Origin of the sequence: Olsenella sp. KH3B4, assembly GCA_900111695.1 — a bacterium.
Classification (GTDB): Bacteria; Actinomycetota; Coriobacteriia; order Coriobacteriales; family Atopobiaceae; genus Tractidigestivibacter.
Genome location: FOHD01000007.1, coordinates 92151 through 106532 on the forward strand (window position 1 = coordinate 92151; position 14382 = coordinate 106532).

Annotated in this window: 15 protein-coding genes; 11 read left to right on the plus strand and 4 right to left on the minus strand. The window is 56.2% G+C overall.

Annotation, left to right across the window (positions count from 1 at the left end):
- Position 1 precedes the first annotated feature (1 nt).
- Entirely contained in the window at positions 2-1084 is a 1083-nt protein-coding gene (locus tag BMX94_RS07910) for an ATP-binding protein (RefSeq protein ID WP_091005381.1), read from the minus strand.
- A gap of 393 nt (positions 1085-1477) precedes the next feature.
- On the opposite strand from BMX94_RS07910, the gene rpmH reads away from it, so the two are divergent.
- From rpmH to BMX94_RS07955, 9 genes are all read left to right on the plus strand, one after another.
- Positions 1478-1612, plus strand: coding sequence for a 50S ribosomal protein L34 (gene rpmH / locus BMX94_RS07915; protein WP_032110077.1), 135 nt, complete (start codon positions 1478-1480; stop codon positions 1610-1612).
- 9 nt (positions 1613-1621) lie between these two features.
- Positions 1622-1951 (plus strand): ribonuclease P protein component, encoded by a 330-nt coding sequence (gene rnpA, locus BMX94_RS07920; protein ID WP_032110078.1) that lies wholly within the window; start codon positions 1622-1624, stop codon positions 1949-1951.
- Positions 1944-2180, plus strand: coding sequence for a membrane protein insertion efficiency factor YidD (yidD, locus tag BMX94_RS07925; RefSeq protein WP_286160057.1), 237 nt, complete (start codon positions 1944-1946; stop codon positions 2178-2180). Before rnpA ends, yidD begins: the two co-directional genes overlap by 8 nt.
- Before the next feature lie 27 nt (positions 2181-2207).
- On the plus strand, positions 2208-2972 hold the full coding sequence (locus BMX94_RS07930) for a YidC/Oxa1 family membrane protein insertase (protein WP_091005385.1): 765 nt from the start codon (positions 2208-2210) through the stop codon (positions 2970-2972).
- A gap of 102 nt (positions 2973-3074) precedes the next feature.
- The gene (locus BMX94_RS07935; RefSeq protein ID WP_091005387.1) at positions 3075-3677 is read left to right on the plus strand and encodes a Jag family protein; all 603 of its coding nucleotides are present in this window, start codon (positions 3075-3077) and stop codon (positions 3675-3677) included.
- A 145-nt stretch (positions 3678-3822) separates the two neighbouring features.
- Positions 3823-4578 (plus strand): 16S rRNA (guanine(527)-N(7))-methyltransferase RsmG, encoded by a 756-nt coding sequence (gene rsmG / locus BMX94_RS07940; protein ID WP_177171377.1) that lies wholly within the window; start codon positions 3823-3825, stop codon positions 4576-4578.
- Positions 4579-5173: 595 nt separating this feature from the next.
- Entirely contained in the window at positions 5174-5974 is an 801-nt protein-coding gene (locus BMX94_RS07945) for a ParA family protein (protein ID WP_091005446.1), read from the plus strand.
- Entirely contained in the window at positions 5967-6821 is an 855-nt protein-coding gene (locus BMX94_RS07950; protein WP_091005390.1) for a ParB/RepB/Spo0J family partition protein, read from the plus strand. The genes BMX94_RS07945 and BMX94_RS07950 overlap by 8 nt, the downstream gene beginning before the upstream one ends.
- A gap of 8 nt (positions 6822-6829) precedes the next feature.
- Complete coding sequence (locus BMX94_RS07955) at positions 6830-7075, plus strand: DLW-39 family protein (RefSeq protein WP_091005392.1); 246 nt, start codon at positions 6830-6832, stop codon at positions 7073-7075.
- A 111-nt stretch (positions 7076-7186) separates the two neighbouring features.
- Here the strand turns inward: BMX94_RS07955 and rlmN are convergent, their stop codons facing one another.
- Positions 7187-8245 carry a dual-specificity RNA methyltransferase RlmN gene (gene rlmN, locus BMX94_RS07960; protein ID WP_091005394.1) on the minus strand — a complete coding sequence of 353 codons (1059 nt, stop codon included), beginning with the start codon at positions 8243-8245 and terminating at the stop codon, positions 7187-7189.
- A gap of 108 nt (positions 8246-8353) precedes the next feature.
- Here rlmN and BMX94_RS07965 point away from each other — a divergent pair, with 108 nt between their 5' ends.
- Together BMX94_RS07965 and BMX94_RS07970 are read left to right on the plus strand one after the other, a co-directional pair.
- The gene (locus tag BMX94_RS07965) at positions 8354-9325 is read left to right on the plus strand and encodes a D-alanine--D-alanine ligase family protein (protein WP_091005396.1); all 972 of its coding nucleotides are present in this window, start codon (positions 8354-8356) and stop codon (positions 9323-9325) included.
- 2 nt (positions 9326-9327) lie between these two features.
- Positions 9328-12306 (plus strand): helicase C-terminal domain-containing protein, encoded by a 2979-nt coding sequence (locus tag BMX94_RS07970; protein WP_091005398.1) that lies wholly within the window; start codon positions 9328-9330, stop codon positions 12304-12306.
- A 9-nt stretch (positions 12307-12315) separates the two neighbouring features.
- Here BMX94_RS07970 and BMX94_RS07975 read toward each other — a convergent pair whose 3' ends face one another.
- Both BMX94_RS07975 and BMX94_RS07980 read right to left on the minus strand, forming a co-directional pair.
- A complete protein-coding gene (locus tag BMX94_RS07975) occupies positions 12316-13251 on the minus strand; it encodes a helix-turn-helix transcriptional regulator (RefSeq protein ID WP_091005399.1) in 936 nt (311 codons plus the stop codon).
- Positions 13244-14269 (minus strand): helix-turn-helix transcriptional regulator, encoded by a 1026-nt coding sequence (locus tag BMX94_RS07980; protein ID WP_177171378.1) that lies wholly within the window; start codon positions 14267-14269, stop codon positions 13244-13246. The genes BMX94_RS07975 and BMX94_RS07980 overlap by 8 nt, the downstream gene beginning before the upstream one ends.
- Positions 14270-14382: the final 113 nt, after the last annotated feature.

A 14382-nucleotide genomic window follows, 5' to 3' on the forward strand; every position in this document is an offset into this window, starting at 1 on the left:
CTTACACGAAGTTTTGTCCTAGCTGCGTGAGGTAGTACTTCTGGCCAATTTTCTTGAGAACGCCCATCTGCACCAGGCTTGCGAGCTCACGCGACCAGGTTGGCGCCGACTTACCGTAGGTTCTCACCAGTTCCGTGGGGCCTACCATCTCGTGCGCCGAGAGGTATTCGAGGATTGTCTGCGAGCGGTCCGAAAGGTTGATGCGGCCGAGTTCCGCCGTCCATGCTGGTGCTGGCTGCTCTGAGGCCCGAGCGGGCGCCAGCGCCTGGGCAGGAGTTTGCTGCTGATAGGCAGGCTGCTGGTAGCCCTGCTGCGGATAGAACCCTTGCGGGATCTGGGACGGTACCGGCTGGTAGTACTGCTGATATCCCGGTATGAAAGGCTGCTGGTAGGCTCCTGGCATTGGCTGCGTTGGATAGGGTGTCTGTCCATAGGCCTGCGGCATCTGCGACTGCGGTACCTGCTGTGTGGTTCCCCCGGGCTTGCCTGGTGCCGCGCATCTCTCGGCATCTTCCTTTGGCCTGGTCGATATTGTCACGACTGTTCCGCCGGAGATGTTGTCCTCTATGGTGAGGCTGCCGCCCTTGTCGGTCATGTACTGCTGCACGTACGGGAGGCCTGACCCAACTCCGCGAATGTAGTGCTTCATCTCCTCTGTTGCGGAGGTGGTGCCGTACTCCATGGCTAGGTCCTTCTCTTGGATGCCTGGCCCTTGGTCCGAGAAGCGCAGCGTGTTCCCCCCGTCGAGTATCGTGATGGTGGGGGCGATAAAGTATGCGTGGATGAAGTTTTCGACGATCTCGCGAATGACGGTGAAGGGAATCTGACTTCCCTGCTCGTGTGCGAGACGGTTGACGGTCGCGGTGATTTCCTCGAGGTAGCTGCGTATGTCCGTTGGCTCGATGACCACCACGCGAGGAGCCGCGGCCGCATCGTCGTAGATGGCTATGCGTGCGGGATAGCGCACGGCTCCAAGCTCGCCTTGGGCCGTGGTCTCCTTCTGCTTGCTCTCCTGGGACTTCTCGTCCCCCCTGCTCGCATCCTCGGACATGTTGTCTACGAACGGATAGAACGCGTGGTCCATCCCGCTTTACCTCTTGATTCTTTTCACCAGCTCGGACTTTTCAACCCCGTTTGAACCTTGGATGAAAACTTTCGCTCGGATTTCTATGTGAACGAAAGTTTTCAACATCGGATGAAACTTGGTTGATAACTGGGTCTAAACGTGAAATACCGGCTGGAAAATCATAGCATCAGGAAGAAAGTTGTCAGCTGCTTGGACGTTTCTTTTCGTCTCGCGGAAGATTTCTTGCAGCATTCCTTGGCGAGGGGATGGTTGCTGTTGTGGCCTACCATGGGTTGGTACGGTGCGAATCCGTGCAGTTATTCTGCATTAAATTGACATCTTGGCGGAGAGACCCTTACAATCTTTGGGCTTAGTGCTCAAGACATTAGACCCGTATGGGAGGAATACATCATGAAGCGTACGTATCAGCCCAACAAGCGTAAGCGCGCCAAGACCCACGGCTTCCGTGCTCGTATGGCCACCAAGGGCGGCCGCAAGGTTCTCGCCCGTCGTCGTGCCAAGGGCCGCAAGCAGCTCACCGTCTAACACAGCATCATGGAGACCATCAAATCGCGTGCCGAATTTGAGAGGGTCTTCTCGCGCGGGAAGCGCTACAACGACGCGTTACTGCGCATTCGAGTGGTGCCAACGAGCGAAGGCGACCTGCCGAAGGTCGCCTTTGTTGCGCCAAAAAGGCTTGGAAACGCCGTCTACAGAAATAGGTGCAAGCGCGTCCTGCGAGAGGCAGCACGCGCTTGTTCGCTACCGCGTGACGGCTACGACGTAATCCTCTTCTCGACCGACAAGACCCATGACAGCTCCCCCGAGCGCGTGGCGACGTCCCTTGAGAGGTTGCTCGAGAGGGCCGGTGTGGTGTGTGGCTAAGGACAAGGGGGAGTCTGCACTTTCGCATGCTGCGACAAGGGCCATTCGGTTCTATCAGCGCCGCATCTCACCTCTGTTCTTGCCACACTGCATCTACACGCCGACCTGCTCGGAGTACGCTCGACAGGCCATAGCCAAGTACGGTCTGGCGAAGGGTGGGTGGCTTGCTGTGAAGCGTCTCATGCGGTGTCACCCTTTCCACGCTGGCGGATACGACCCCGTTCCCTAATCGTTCGGGGACACACACGGAGGAACCATGTGGGATTGGATTATTGACTTTCTCGCCGGCGTACTCGCGGGCATTGAGGGATTCTGCGGGGACTGGGGCCTCGCGATCATCATCCTTACCGTTATCATTCGCGTGCTCATCATGCCGCTGATGAACAAGCAGGTTGAGTCTTCGGCCCGTATGCAGGCTGCCCAGCCCAAGATTCAGGAGCTGCAGGCCAAGTACGCAGACGATCCAGAGCGTCAGGCTCAGGAGATGCAGAAGCTTTATTCCGACATTCACTTCAACCCCGTTATGGGTTGCCTGCCTGTGCTTCTTCAGATGCCCATCTTCTTTGCTCTCTTCACGGTTGCTCGTGACCGCATTCCTTCCGATGCAAGCTTCTATGGCATCATCCCCTCGCTTGCTGGATCTGCGGGCGGCATGATTAGCTCCGACGGATGGGGCCCTGCGGCCATCTACATCTTCTTTGTCATTCTCTTTGGCGTCCTTACGTTCCTGCAGATGGCCATCAATGCTGGCCAGGTCTCAGAGGACCAGCGCAAGCAGCAGCTTGGCATGGGTGCCATCATGGCCGTAATGATGGCCTGGTTCGGTTGGAGCATCCCGGCTGGTGTTGTTCTCTACTACAACGCCTCTGCACTGTGGGGCATTGTTCAGCAGTACTTCGTGACACGCAAGGTCATGGAGAAGGCCAAGGCAGAGGCCGAGCAGAGTATGCAGGGTCAGTCCTCGGTCACCGTCGACGTGGTACGCAAGGAGAAGAAGCCCCGTCCGCACAAGAAGAGCTAGGTATTATGAGGCAGTTCTCACTTAATTTGTATGCATTGCTGATTATATTCAGTTTTAGTTATATTAGTGCGATTTGATACCTACCTTTCTAGGAGGTTTGTGATGGAGGAAGGAACTCTCGGCGATGTTGTCGAGTCTGATGTTGTTGTTTCGGGTGATACCGATGCCCAGGATACTGCCAATGACGAGTTTGCTTCGATTCGCGAGCACTACGAAGCTGGCGTTGCCTTGACTGACGACGAGACAGACCGTATTGCTGACGTTGCAGTTGAGTATCTGCGGGGCATTCTCAACCTTTTCGGCGAGACTCATTCCTCTATTGATGAGTATGACGGCGAGGAGGGCGAACTCATCCTTGATGTGAACGGTGGTGACCTTGCGGTTCTCATCGGTCGCCATGGCCGCACGCTTGAGGCGCTTCAGACCGTTATTACGACGCTTCTGAGCAGTAAGCTTAAGTTCTACTATCCCATCGTGGTCGATATTGAGAGCTATCGCAGTCGTGCTAAGAAGAAGATTGAGCAGATGGCTCGTAATGCTGCCTCTCGCGCGAAGAGCCATGGTTCGAGTGTTAAGCTTGCTCCGATGAATGCCTATGACCGTCGTTTGGTTCACCTCGCTCTGCGTGAGGACCCCGAGGTCTCTACGCACTCTGAGGGTGAAGATCCTGACAGGTACGTAGTAATCACACCGGTCAAGCTTTAAGGCGATTACTGCTGTTTCACATGAGGTACAGTTTTGGAGGGTGGCACAGTCACCCTCCTTTTTTATGCCAATTTCTCTCGCTTCAAGAGTTTTTGGCAAACCCTAATTTGATTTATCAGCATATGCCATGGATTTAGGAGAGACAATGAACGGTATGACTTCAGATACGTCTTGCAAGGCGCTTCGTGAACTCATTGCCCACGATGCAGACCTCTCAAGAATAAATGTATCTGATAAAACAATCGATCTTCTCGTTCACCATTTGGAACTTGTTATCGAGAAGAACAAAGTGATGAATCTGACACGCATCACCAATGAACATGAAGCTCTTGTCCTTCACATTATCGACTCGCTGTTGTTTGTTGCGCATGCTCCAACGTTGCTCAAATCAGATTCGTCTTTGCTTGATATTGGAACTGGTGCTGGATTCCCAGGCATTCCTCTCACTCTTGTTAGTGGGTGCAAAGCGACCCTGATAGATTCTGTAGGGAAAAAGGTTTCTGCTGTTCAGGACTTTGTTGATGAGTTAGGTCTATCGGACAGGATTTCTTGTGTTCATGCCCGTGCGGAGGAAGTACCCTCATTGTGCGACTCCCGTTTTGATGTTGTTGTCGCACGAGCGGTTGCCCAAACGAATGTTCTTATTGAGTACGCGACACCATGTCTGAGAAAGAATGGGACGTTGCTTGTTGGTAAGGGTAACCCAACCACAGAGGAACTTATCGCCGCTAATAGAGCTGCTAAGATTTGCGGTCTTGAGGAGTCTGGGCTATTTGAATATGAATTGCCTTCTGAACTTGGTCATCGAACCATCCTCGTTTATACAAAGACGGGGAATCCACGTATCAAACTTCCTCGTCAGATTGGAATGGCTAAGAGAGCACCCCTTGGAATCGAGTAGGACTATATTTCCTTGTTGCTCAATTTCTGGTATTCGTTGATGCTAATTGTGACCCCAATCTCTCTATTGTTGGTTGGGGTCATTTTTTCGTTGCTCCGTTCGATACGTGTACATTTTTTATTTACTCTAATTCATCAATTTGATTTGACTCATGTCCCTGCCTTATTGCGATATATGTCTTTACTACGTTTCACGTGAAACAAGCAACTCCTGGTCTTTGAAAACATGATTTTCGTTGTACGAGGCACCAAAATCCAATATCACAGATGTTCTCGTTGCTGAGAGCGATCTACTTGCTAGTCTATTTGTTCACTGTTTAGAGTTAATCATTGCATCAGCAAAGAAGGTTTGTTCTTACAGTTTAGTGATGATTTTTTACGTGAAACAGCAAGAATTTGATAGACGAGTGAAAGCTATAGACTAGTTTCACGTGAAACGCGTGAATATGAATATTGAAGCTTGCCGAACTCATCATCAAAACAATCAGAAAGATTCTCAACGTTTCACGTGAAACAATACCCTATGATTGACATACACCAGATTGGTGAGCAAACACAGATTAGACGCATTCATACTCGGCAATTGGGGGTCATTCGTGGGATTCCAAGATGTCAAACGGGGATATACAAATAGAGAACCAAAGGTCTTGGCCATCATTAACCAAAAAGGCGGCGTTGGTAAGTCGACAACGGCTATTAATTTGTCCGCTGCACTTGGGGAAGCAAAGAAAAAAGTACTTGTAATTGACTTAGACCCCCAAGGAAATACAACAAGTGGATATGGAATTGAGAAAGAAGACCTTGAGCACGACATGTATGATGTCCTGCTCCAAGATTACCCAATTGAAGAGGTCATTGTTGACACTGTAGAAGACCGAGTATTCGTTGCACCCGCGACAATACAACTTGCCGGTGCGGAAATTGAGCTTGTCTCAGCAATGGCACGCGAAAGTATTCTCAAAAGTGTAGTTGAGAAGATAAAAGGCGAATTTGATTACGTATTTATCGACTGTCCTCCATCACTGGGACTTCTAACTATCAATGCCCTTGTTGCGTCCGGCCAGCTCTTAATTCCAATACAGTGCGAGTACTATGCACTTGAGGGCGTAACAAAGCTCATTGAGTCAATGAAAATGGTCAAAAGTAGCCTCAATCCAACACTTTCAATATTTGGCGTTGTTATGACCATGTACGATACGCGAACTACCCTTTCGCACCAGGTCGTTGAAGAGTGCGAGAACTACTTTGGACAACAGATATTCAAAACCTACATTCCACGCAATGTGAAAATTGCTGAAGCGCCGAGTCATGGGCTGCCTGTCACTATGTACGCGAGAATGAGTAAGGGTGCATCTGCCTATACCAAGCTGGCAAAGGAAGTGATTCGTCGTGGCTAAGAAATCAGGACTTGGCAAGGGACTAGAATCACTGATGGGAGAAGCTAACGCTGAGGTTGGCGCTCCTACTCCTGATTCAACGCTCCCCATCACTAAGATCAAGCCAAATAAGGGACAACCAAGAAAGAATTTCAATCCAGACGAGCTTGCCGAGCTTGCAGACTCAATTAAGCAGAATGGTATCCTGCAGCCGATTATCGTACGCAAGAAAGGCACCTGGTACGAAATAGTTGCGGGCGAGAGACGCTACCAGGCGGCAAAGCTAGCTGGCCTCGATGAGGTCCCAGTAGTCATAAGGGATATCAGTGATGAGGATGTCTTTAAGCTTGCGCTCATTGAGAATCTTCAGAGATCTGATCTCAACCCCATCGAGGAAGCCCAAGGATATAAGCAGCTGCTTGACAGTAATGGCCTGACACAAGAAGAGGTCGCTCGTCTCGTCTCTAAGTCAAGGTCTGCGATAACCAACACGCTTAGACTGCTGGATCTTCCAGATGAGGTCCAGGAGCTTATGAGTGAGGGTAAGATCACTGCTGGGCACGCGAGAGCAATTCTCGCTGTACCCTCAGAAGAAGGACGAGTGCGCCTAGCTGAGAAAGTTGTTGCTCAAGGTTTGTCGGTAAGGCAGACAGAAACTCTCGCGCCACTATTTTCTGACAATAGTCAAGCTGAACCGGTACGTCGCCAACCAGTCCCTCAATCATTCAAGCGGGCAGCACGTCAAATGAGATTAGCTCTAGATACCAACGTGAAGGTCAAGACTGTTCGTGGAAGAAACAAGGTAGAGATTGAGTTTGAGGACGAGGATGAACTCGCACATCTCGTGGACCTCCTTACCAGGGAGTAGGAGTTTGAATGAAAAAGCTACTGGGTGGGATGGTAGTCGTAGCAACTGCCGCTGGCGTTGGCTATGTAGTCTACAGAGAGGTTCTCTCTGACGAAGCCCGAGAAAATCTCAAGAAGATGGTCCAAACCGTGAAGAAGTCATATGACCGCATAAATGAGGTAATCAGCTCGGTGAGAGGCGATGTAATGCCGGAAGACGGACCTCTGCCAAATGTTCAGACGACCATGCGTCAGTGGAAGGACCTTGGGTACTAGGTCTGAAGGATTCAAAGTTAAGAACATGTGTTCTAAAATAATGGGGTGGCCAAGCTAGGGGCCACCCCATCTCGTAACAAAGCCATAGCGGGAAAACTGCAGCAATTCCGCCTAGAGCTCCTGCATGCGCTGTCGAAGCTGGCCGCAGGCAGCGTCGATGTCTGCGCCTCGAGAGTTTCTGATGGTTGCTTCAACGCCAACCGATGCCAGACGAGCGACAAACTCTGCGGCACGCTCGGGGCTTGCCGGCTTGAACTTAGAGCCTGGAACCTCGTTAAGCTGAATAATGTTCACGTGAGCCAGGGTTCCTCGACAGAAGTCGCAGAGGGCGCCAAGCTCGTCCTCGTTGTCATTCACTCCCTGGATAAGCGCGTACTCATATGTTGGGCGGCGACCCGTCTTGTCCACGTACTCACCCATCACGTCGTAGAGGTGGATGAGGGAGTACTTCTTTACGCCCGGCATGAGGATGTTGCGCGTGCTCTGATTGGCTGAGTGAAGCGAAACGGCGAGCGTGAACTGCTCGGGCTCGTTTGCAAAACGCTTAATCATGGGGATGACGCCGCACGTAGAGACCGTTAGATGACGGGCACCAATGCCGGCTCCATCCGGGGAGTTAAGGCGCCGTAGCGCAGCGAGCGTGGCATCGTAGTTCATCATCGGCTCGCCCTGCCCCATCATCACGACGCTGGTCACACGCGTGTTGAAGTCATCGCGCACGTGCATGACCTGCTCGTATATCTCGCCAGCCGTGAGGGAACGAGTAAGGCCAGAGGCACCTGTCGCACAGAACGCGCAGCCCATGGCACACCCTGCCTGCGTTGAGACGCACACCGCAAGGCGGTTCTTCGAAGGCATGCCGACGCACTCCACGGCTACGCCATCCGGGAAGCGAAGCAGATATTTGCGGCTACCGTCCTGGGAAACCTGGCGCGCAACCTCCTCGACGCCACCGAGCGTAACGTAGTCTGCAAGCTGTGCGCGAAGTGCCTTGGAGAGGTTGGTCATCTGATCAAGCGAGGTCGCGTTCTTGACCCATACCCAGTCCTCGATCTGCTTGGCACGGAATTTGGGCTGGCCCAGCTCTGCGAGAAGTGCCTCAAGCTGGCCGCGCGTACAGTTCCTAAGGTCGAGCTTCTCGTTGTTTCGGTTGACGTCATCCGTCTGCATTTCTAGCACCTTGCCCTTATCGTATGGTGTGGTGGAGTATCCTCTTTGGGTTACTGTCTCCGTGTGAGTTGAGTCTACCGCACGGCGGAGAGATGCGAGGGAGAGCACATGACAAGTCAGGACGTGTTGGGCCTCAAGGTTGTCGTTATCGCCGGCGGCTGGTCTGACGAGAAGGAAATTTCCCTGGACTCTGGGCGCGCGTGCCAAAAGGCGCTCACCGAGGTGGGCTTTGCGGGCGTTGACCTGCTTGATCCTGCAGGCGATGGCTTTGTGTCGAAGCTTGCGAATGGTGGCTATGACGTAGCTTTTGTCGCGATGCACGGGCACTATGGCGAGGATGGCTGCATCCAGGGCCTTCTCGAGATTCTGCACATGCCCTACACCTTCTCGGGCGTTCTTGGGAGTGCCGTAAGTACCGAGAAGGAGGTCGCAAAGACCCTCTACAACCAGGCTGGCATCCCCACGCCGTGCGGCACGGACGTTGCGCCCGGCACCAAGCTCACTGCTGATGACGTGGACCGCATCGTGAACGAGCTCGGCCTGCCACTTTTTGTGAAGCCCGCCGCAAACGGCTCGAGCTTTGGTGTGACCCGCGTGACGAGCGCCTCCGAGCTCCCCGAGGCCGTGGAACGCGCGACAGCCGGCGGTGACCGTGCGCTCATCGAGGAGTGCGTCACCGGAACCGAGATCACCGTTCCCGTTATTGGCAACGACAACCCCAAGGCACTGCCCATTGTTGAGATAGTGACCGGTGCGGAGTTCTACAACCTCAAGGTTAAGTACGAGCCGTCCTCCATGCATCACGTGATTCCGGCCCGTCTGGAGGCCGGCGTCTATGCTCACGCCCAGGAGCTGGCCATTCGTGCCCACCGCGCGCTTCACTGCCTGGGTGCCTCGCGCAGCGACTTTATTGTGCGAGAGGACGGCACGCCGGTGATTCTCGAGACCAACACCATCCCCGGCATGACCGAGAACAGCCTCCTGCCTGACTCCGCGCGTCACGGCGGCATTGAGTTCCCGGAACTCTGCAAGAAGTTCGTAGAGTATGCGCTTGAGGCCCACGGGAAGTCGGAGGCATAGCCATGGCCCTTGCCAATGCTGGCGGGCGAGAAGAGAACACGGAACGAGCTGCAGCCGCCCTCGAGCGGCTGCTTCTTCCTGGAACGCCCGAAGACATACGCGCTAACTACCTCAACCTTGCCGAACGTGCGAGAACCCATGGGTTTGACCTGCTCGAAGAGGACATCGTGGTGCTCGATACCGAAACCACGGGTCTCTCGTTCAAGGACTGCGAGCTCATAGAGATCTCGGCCGCGCGGCTTTCCGGACGCGAGGCAGTTGATCGCTTCGAGACCTTCGTCGATCCCGGCAGGCCCATCCCACCAGAGATCCAGCGTCTCACGGGCATTCGCGACATCGACGTTGCGGGAGCGCCTAGCCCTGTCGAGGCCGTGAGGGCGCTGGCAGACTTTGTGGGCGGTTCCCCTGTGCTGGCGCACAACGCAACCTTTGATTGCACGTTCATCGAGAGCGTCCGCGGAGGCTCTGAGGTATCTGACACCTGGATCGACACACTCGCGCTCTCACGCATCGCCCTCCCGCGCCTCTCGTCTCACCGGCTCTCAGACATGGCGGAGGCCTTTGGGTGCGACTCGGTAACGCACCGCGCGGGAGACGACGTTGACGCGCTTTGCGGCATGTGGCGCATTATCCTGCTGGGCCTCTCTGACCTGCCGGCAGGTCTCCTGGGTAGGCTATCGGAGATGCACCCCGAGGTAGAGTGGTCGTTTAGGCCAGTCATCGCACACCTTGCGGCCGAGAGAGGCCCAGAGCCCTTCTCGCTCAAGGCCCTGCGCCATGGCCTGGTCTCCCGTGTGGAAACGCACCCACGTGCGGATGCGGCAGAGAGCGATGAGTCACTTGTTGCTCCTTCACCGGAGACGATTCGTGACGAGTTTGCGCCAGACGGCGTTGTTGGGCGTATGTACGAGAGCTACGAGACGCGCCCGGAGCAAGTCTCGATGGCGCTCGAGGTACGCGATGCCCTTGCCACTTCGACCCACCGTACGATAGAGGCGGGCACGGGCGTTGGGAAGTCGATTGCCTACCTGCTGCCCGAGGTCCTCTTTGCTCAGCGCAACAACGTGACTGTGGGCATTGCCACCAAGACCAACGCCCTTACTGACCAGCTCGTCTCGCACGAACTTCCTGCGCTTGCGCGTGCGCTGCCCAAGGGACTCACCTTCCACAGCCTCAAGGGCTATGAGCACTACCCGTGCCTGCACAGGCTGGACCGAGCAGCCGTTGAGGATTTGCCTCTGGAACTCGCACGTAATGACGGCCGCTCGGACAATGCCATCGCCGGAGACATGCTAACTGCCATCGCCGTGACGTATGCGTACTCCTGCCAGTCGCCTGACGGCGATCTAGATGCGCTGGGGATTCGTTGGCGGTACGTGCCTCGGCAGATGCTTACGACCACACCAAACGAGTGTCTGCGCACGCGTTGTCCCTACTTCCCCAACGAGTGCCTGGTTCATGGAGCCCGCCGGCGTGCTGCCAGCGGCGACGTGGTGGTGACCAACCACTCGCTGCTGCTACGCAACGTTGCTGCCGAGGGAAAGATCTTGCCACCCATTCGCCATTGGGTGATCGACGAGGCCCACTCCTTCGAGGGCGAGGCGCGGCGCCAGTGGGCGCACGAAGTCTCCGGTGACGCAGCCCGTGCTGCGTTCGAGCTGCTCGGAGGTACAAAGAGCGGAGCGCTGCACACGGTCATGACGTCCGTCTCGGCGTCTAAGCTCGAGGGGGCAACGCTTGTGCAGGGGCTGCTCACCAAGGCGGCTGCGTCTGTCTCGCGCGCGTCCGTGTCCACGGCCGACCTGTTCATGGCCGTGCATGAGCTTGGAACGCTTGCCAGGGGCGACGGCGGCTACGACATGGCGACGCTCTGGATTGACGAGAAGGTCCGCGAGACGTCGCAGTGGGGTGCCGTTGCCGAGGCGGGTGCTTCTGCCGTGGCACACCTCGACGAGGCGGCGAAGCATCTGGGCGAGGCGGAGGAGAAACTTGCCGAGGTGGCGCCCCAGCTTGGTGCGGACCTTACGGAGTCTGGGCGCTTTGTCTCCGAGCTTCTCGAGAGCCTTCGTCTCATCCTGGGCGGAGAGGATCAGACCTACGTGTACTCCGCGGAGCTATACCGCTCTAAGCGACGTATTGGCGCCGAGAAGCTCTTGGCCGAGAAGCTCGATGTGGGCGCTGACCTCGCTCAGAACTGGCTCCCCGAGATGAAGAGCGTGGTGTTCACCTCGGCGACCATGGCGGTAAAGGACGACTTCTCGCACTTTGACCATGCGGTGGGTCTTGACCGCCTTCCCGCATCCATGCACAAAGATGTTCATCTTGATTCAAGTTTTGATTACGACAAGGGTATGTCGGTCATTGTGACCAAGGATATGCCGGCACCAAACGATGCCAACTACCTCGACGCTCTTGTTGAACTTCTGTATAACGTGCATCGCTCCATGGACGGTTCTGTGCTCACGCTGTTCACCAACAGACGCGACATGGAGCGTGTGTACGCCGCGCTTGAGCCCCGTCTCACTAAGGCCGGGCTTGCGCTGGTATGCCAGGAGAGAGGGTCGTCCCCACGTCGTCTGCGGCAGCAGTTCTTGGCCGAGAAGCGCACGTCGCTTCTGGCATTGCGGTCCTTCTGGGAGGGATTCGACGCGACTGGTGACACGCTGAGGTGCGTGGTCATACCCAAGCTGCCGTTCGCAAGCCCCAACGACCCAATTGTGCGCGAGCGTGACCTGCGCGAAGACCGTGCGTGGTGGCGCTACTCGCTGCCCGAGGCGGTCATCTCGGTGAAGCAGGCTGCGGGGCGACTCATCCGCACGTCGAGTGACCGAGGGGTGCTGGTGCTTGCGGACTCGCGCGTGGTGCAGAAGCGCTACGGCCGTTCTTTCACAGGGTCGCTGCCATCAAGGAGCGTGACCACGCTTGAGACCGAGAACGTGGGACGCTACATAGAGATGTGGCGCTCGACGCACGAACGATAGGTGCGAAGGTTAGCGAGAGCCCAGCTTGCGATGAGCATAGGCGATGGCGAGGGAATTTATCTCGCCATCGTTTGTGTGTGCGGTGCCTCCACAGGCGGCAATGCGCTGCGGCAGCCACTCCCCGCCGTAGTAGGGAATGCGCGCATGCACAACGGAACCGTCGTTGCGGTCCACATGCAGCCCCGGCCAGGCGAGAAGGTCGAGGTAGTGCCTGTTGTGGAAGACGATGCGAACCACGCGCTCGGCGGTTGTCCGTTCATCCTCCGGCGGTAGTTCCTCTGCTGGAGCAATGTGCACGTCCTTCATGCGGTCAAGGCGAAAGACGCGCGCACCCTGCCTTGAGGGGTCGTAGGCGTCGAGGTACCAGGAGCCGTCTGTGTTGCGTAGTCCGCGCGGGTCCACATGCCGCTGTTGGGGCGTCTTGTCGGCTAGTCCCTGGTACGAGAAATCGAGCATGCCAAGCTGGGCTATGGCCTTTGAGCACTGGAGCAGGTTTTCGGCCGTGTGAGAGTCGTCCCCGTGTGTGGTGGTGGGCCTGGCAGTTTCTGCCTCGTTTGAGCGCGGTGAAGAGAGTGACGACGCGATTCTCTGGCGCAGCGGGGCGTTGGCGGGGATTCCCATCTGGTTGAGCGCCGCTTCAACCGCTACGGTCTCTGATGTGGTGAGACGGAGCCTTCGAGCATGGTTGCCGGACCCTCCCTCAAGGGTGAGACGCCCGCTGTCCTGTCCTTCGGAGAGCGGTAGTATCGCGGCACCTTCGCCACCCGCGGCAAGGATGAGGTCCATGCGATGGCGAGCGTCCTGCTCGCTGATGCCCAAACGACCCGCGATGGTTGTCACATCGAGACTGTCCCCAGCGTGGTCGAGTGACGAGATGATGGCGACAAGCTCTCGGGCCTCCTGCAGGCCGCCCTTGCGCCCCGCCCCTTGTCTACGGCTAGCCATATGCAACAACCCCCTCTAGCTGGGAATGCCACGCTGCAACGAGCTCCTGAGGCGAGATGGGCACGATGTCCTCTGCGATTGCCCATGACGCGGCGTCTTCGATGCTGCTTATCTCGACTTGCCAGAGAAGGGAGACGGACGAGTGTTCCCCGTCTGAGGGTGGCGCCGCATGGGGGGTGGCCCCTGGCTCGAGGAACGTCCCCTTCCCCTGGGTTGCCTGAGAGAACTCCCGCATTGCCTGGGCCGGCACGGCAAACACGCCCTCGCACAGGACCGGGCCAAGCTGAAAAGGCAGCTTCCTCCAGTCGCGAATGTCGAAGTCTTCTGGAACACAAAAGGAGGTGCCCGTAACCTTCGACACCCGCTTCACGCGGTCGATGCGATATGTGTGCGTGGAGCCCTCAACTGCAACGCCATTCTCGTCAACGACCGGCGCAACCATATAGAGGTGGCCACGCAGGCCAAAGAAGCCGTAGGGGGCCACCTGACGCTGGAGCGTTGTCCCATCGACCCGCTCGTAGTCCATGCGCGCGACCTGACCGGAAAGGTTGCACTCCTGAAGGGTCGCAAGCTGTCGGCTGGGCACTCTCTCTTCGGCTGGCAGAGTAACTGACGCAGGGTTGTCGAATGTGTCATCGATCTTTGAGAGCGCTATGCGAAGCTCGGCACCATAGGGGAAGTCCGGATCGTCGACGAGCGGGAGGCACGCAACGTCGAGAGCCATGGCGTCCTCATCCGAGAGCTCGGTATTTTCGACGAAGGACGCGCTGTCGACGCGCCAGAGCGTCTCTGGTCCATCAACACGGCTCACCATGATGCCGCATTCGGCAAGTGCCATCCTGTCACGGCGGAAGGCGGTGCGATATGAGTCTGCCTTTGTGAGGTCCGGATAGAACGAGTGCCAGATGGCCTTGTCGCTTATGGTGTCCGAGCTCATAAAGGAGAGAGCAAGGGCAGCGATTCTTGTTGCCTGCTCATCGTCCTTCGAAAACCCCGAGTAGCCTTCTGCTGTGTCCAACCCGGTCCTCCCGTTTTTTCCACGGCGGCCCGCGCACCTTAGCGGTACCCGCCGCCAGTGTTTTTGCGGTCCTAGCCCTATCACGTTTAGACGATAGTCGAAAGGACGGAACC

Bases quoted from the DNA above. Each gene is read 5' to 3' on its own strand.
- BMX94_RS07910 (WP_091005381.1), bottom strand. From the start codon at position 1,084: ATGGACCACGCGTTCTATCCGTTCGTAGACAACATGTCCGAGGATGCG.
- rpmH (WP_032110077.1), top strand. From the start codon at position 1,478: ATGAAGCGTACGTATCAGCCCAACAAGCGTAAGCGCGCCAAGACCCAC.
- rnpA (WP_032110078.1), top strand. From the start codon at position 1,622: ATGGAGACCATCAAATCGCGTGCCGAATTTGAGAGGGTCTTCTCGCGC.
- BMX94_RS07930 (WP_091005385.1), top strand. From the start codon at position 2,208: ATGTGGGATTGGATTATTGACTTTCTCGCCGGCGTACTCGCGGGCATT.
- BMX94_RS07935 (WP_091005387.1), top strand. From the start codon at position 3,075: ATGGAGGAAGGAACTCTCGGCGATGTTGTCGAGTCTGATGTTGTTGTT.
- rsmG (WP_177171377.1), top strand. From the start codon at position 3,823: ATGAACGGTATGACTTCAGATACGTCTTGCAAGGCGCTTCGTGAACTC.
- BMX94_RS07955 (WP_091005392.1), top strand. From the start codon at position 6,830: ATGAAAAAGCTACTGGGTGGGATGGTAGTCGTAGCAACTGCCGCTGGC.
- rlmN (WP_091005394.1), bottom strand. From the start codon at position 8,245: ATGCAGACGGATGACGTCAACCGAAACAACGAGAAGCTCGACCTTAGG.
- BMX94_RS07965 (WP_091005396.1), top strand. From the start codon at position 8,354: ATGACAAGTCAGGACGTGTTGGGCCTCAAGGTTGTCGTTATCGCCGGC.
- BMX94_RS07970 (WP_091005398.1), top strand. From the start codon at position 9,328: ATGGCCCTTGCCAATGCTGGCGGGCGAGAAGAGAACACGGAACGAGCT.
- BMX94_RS07975 (WP_091005399.1), bottom strand. From the start codon at position 13,251: ATGGCTAGCCGTAGACAAGGGGCGGGGCGCAAGGGCGGCCTGCAGGAG.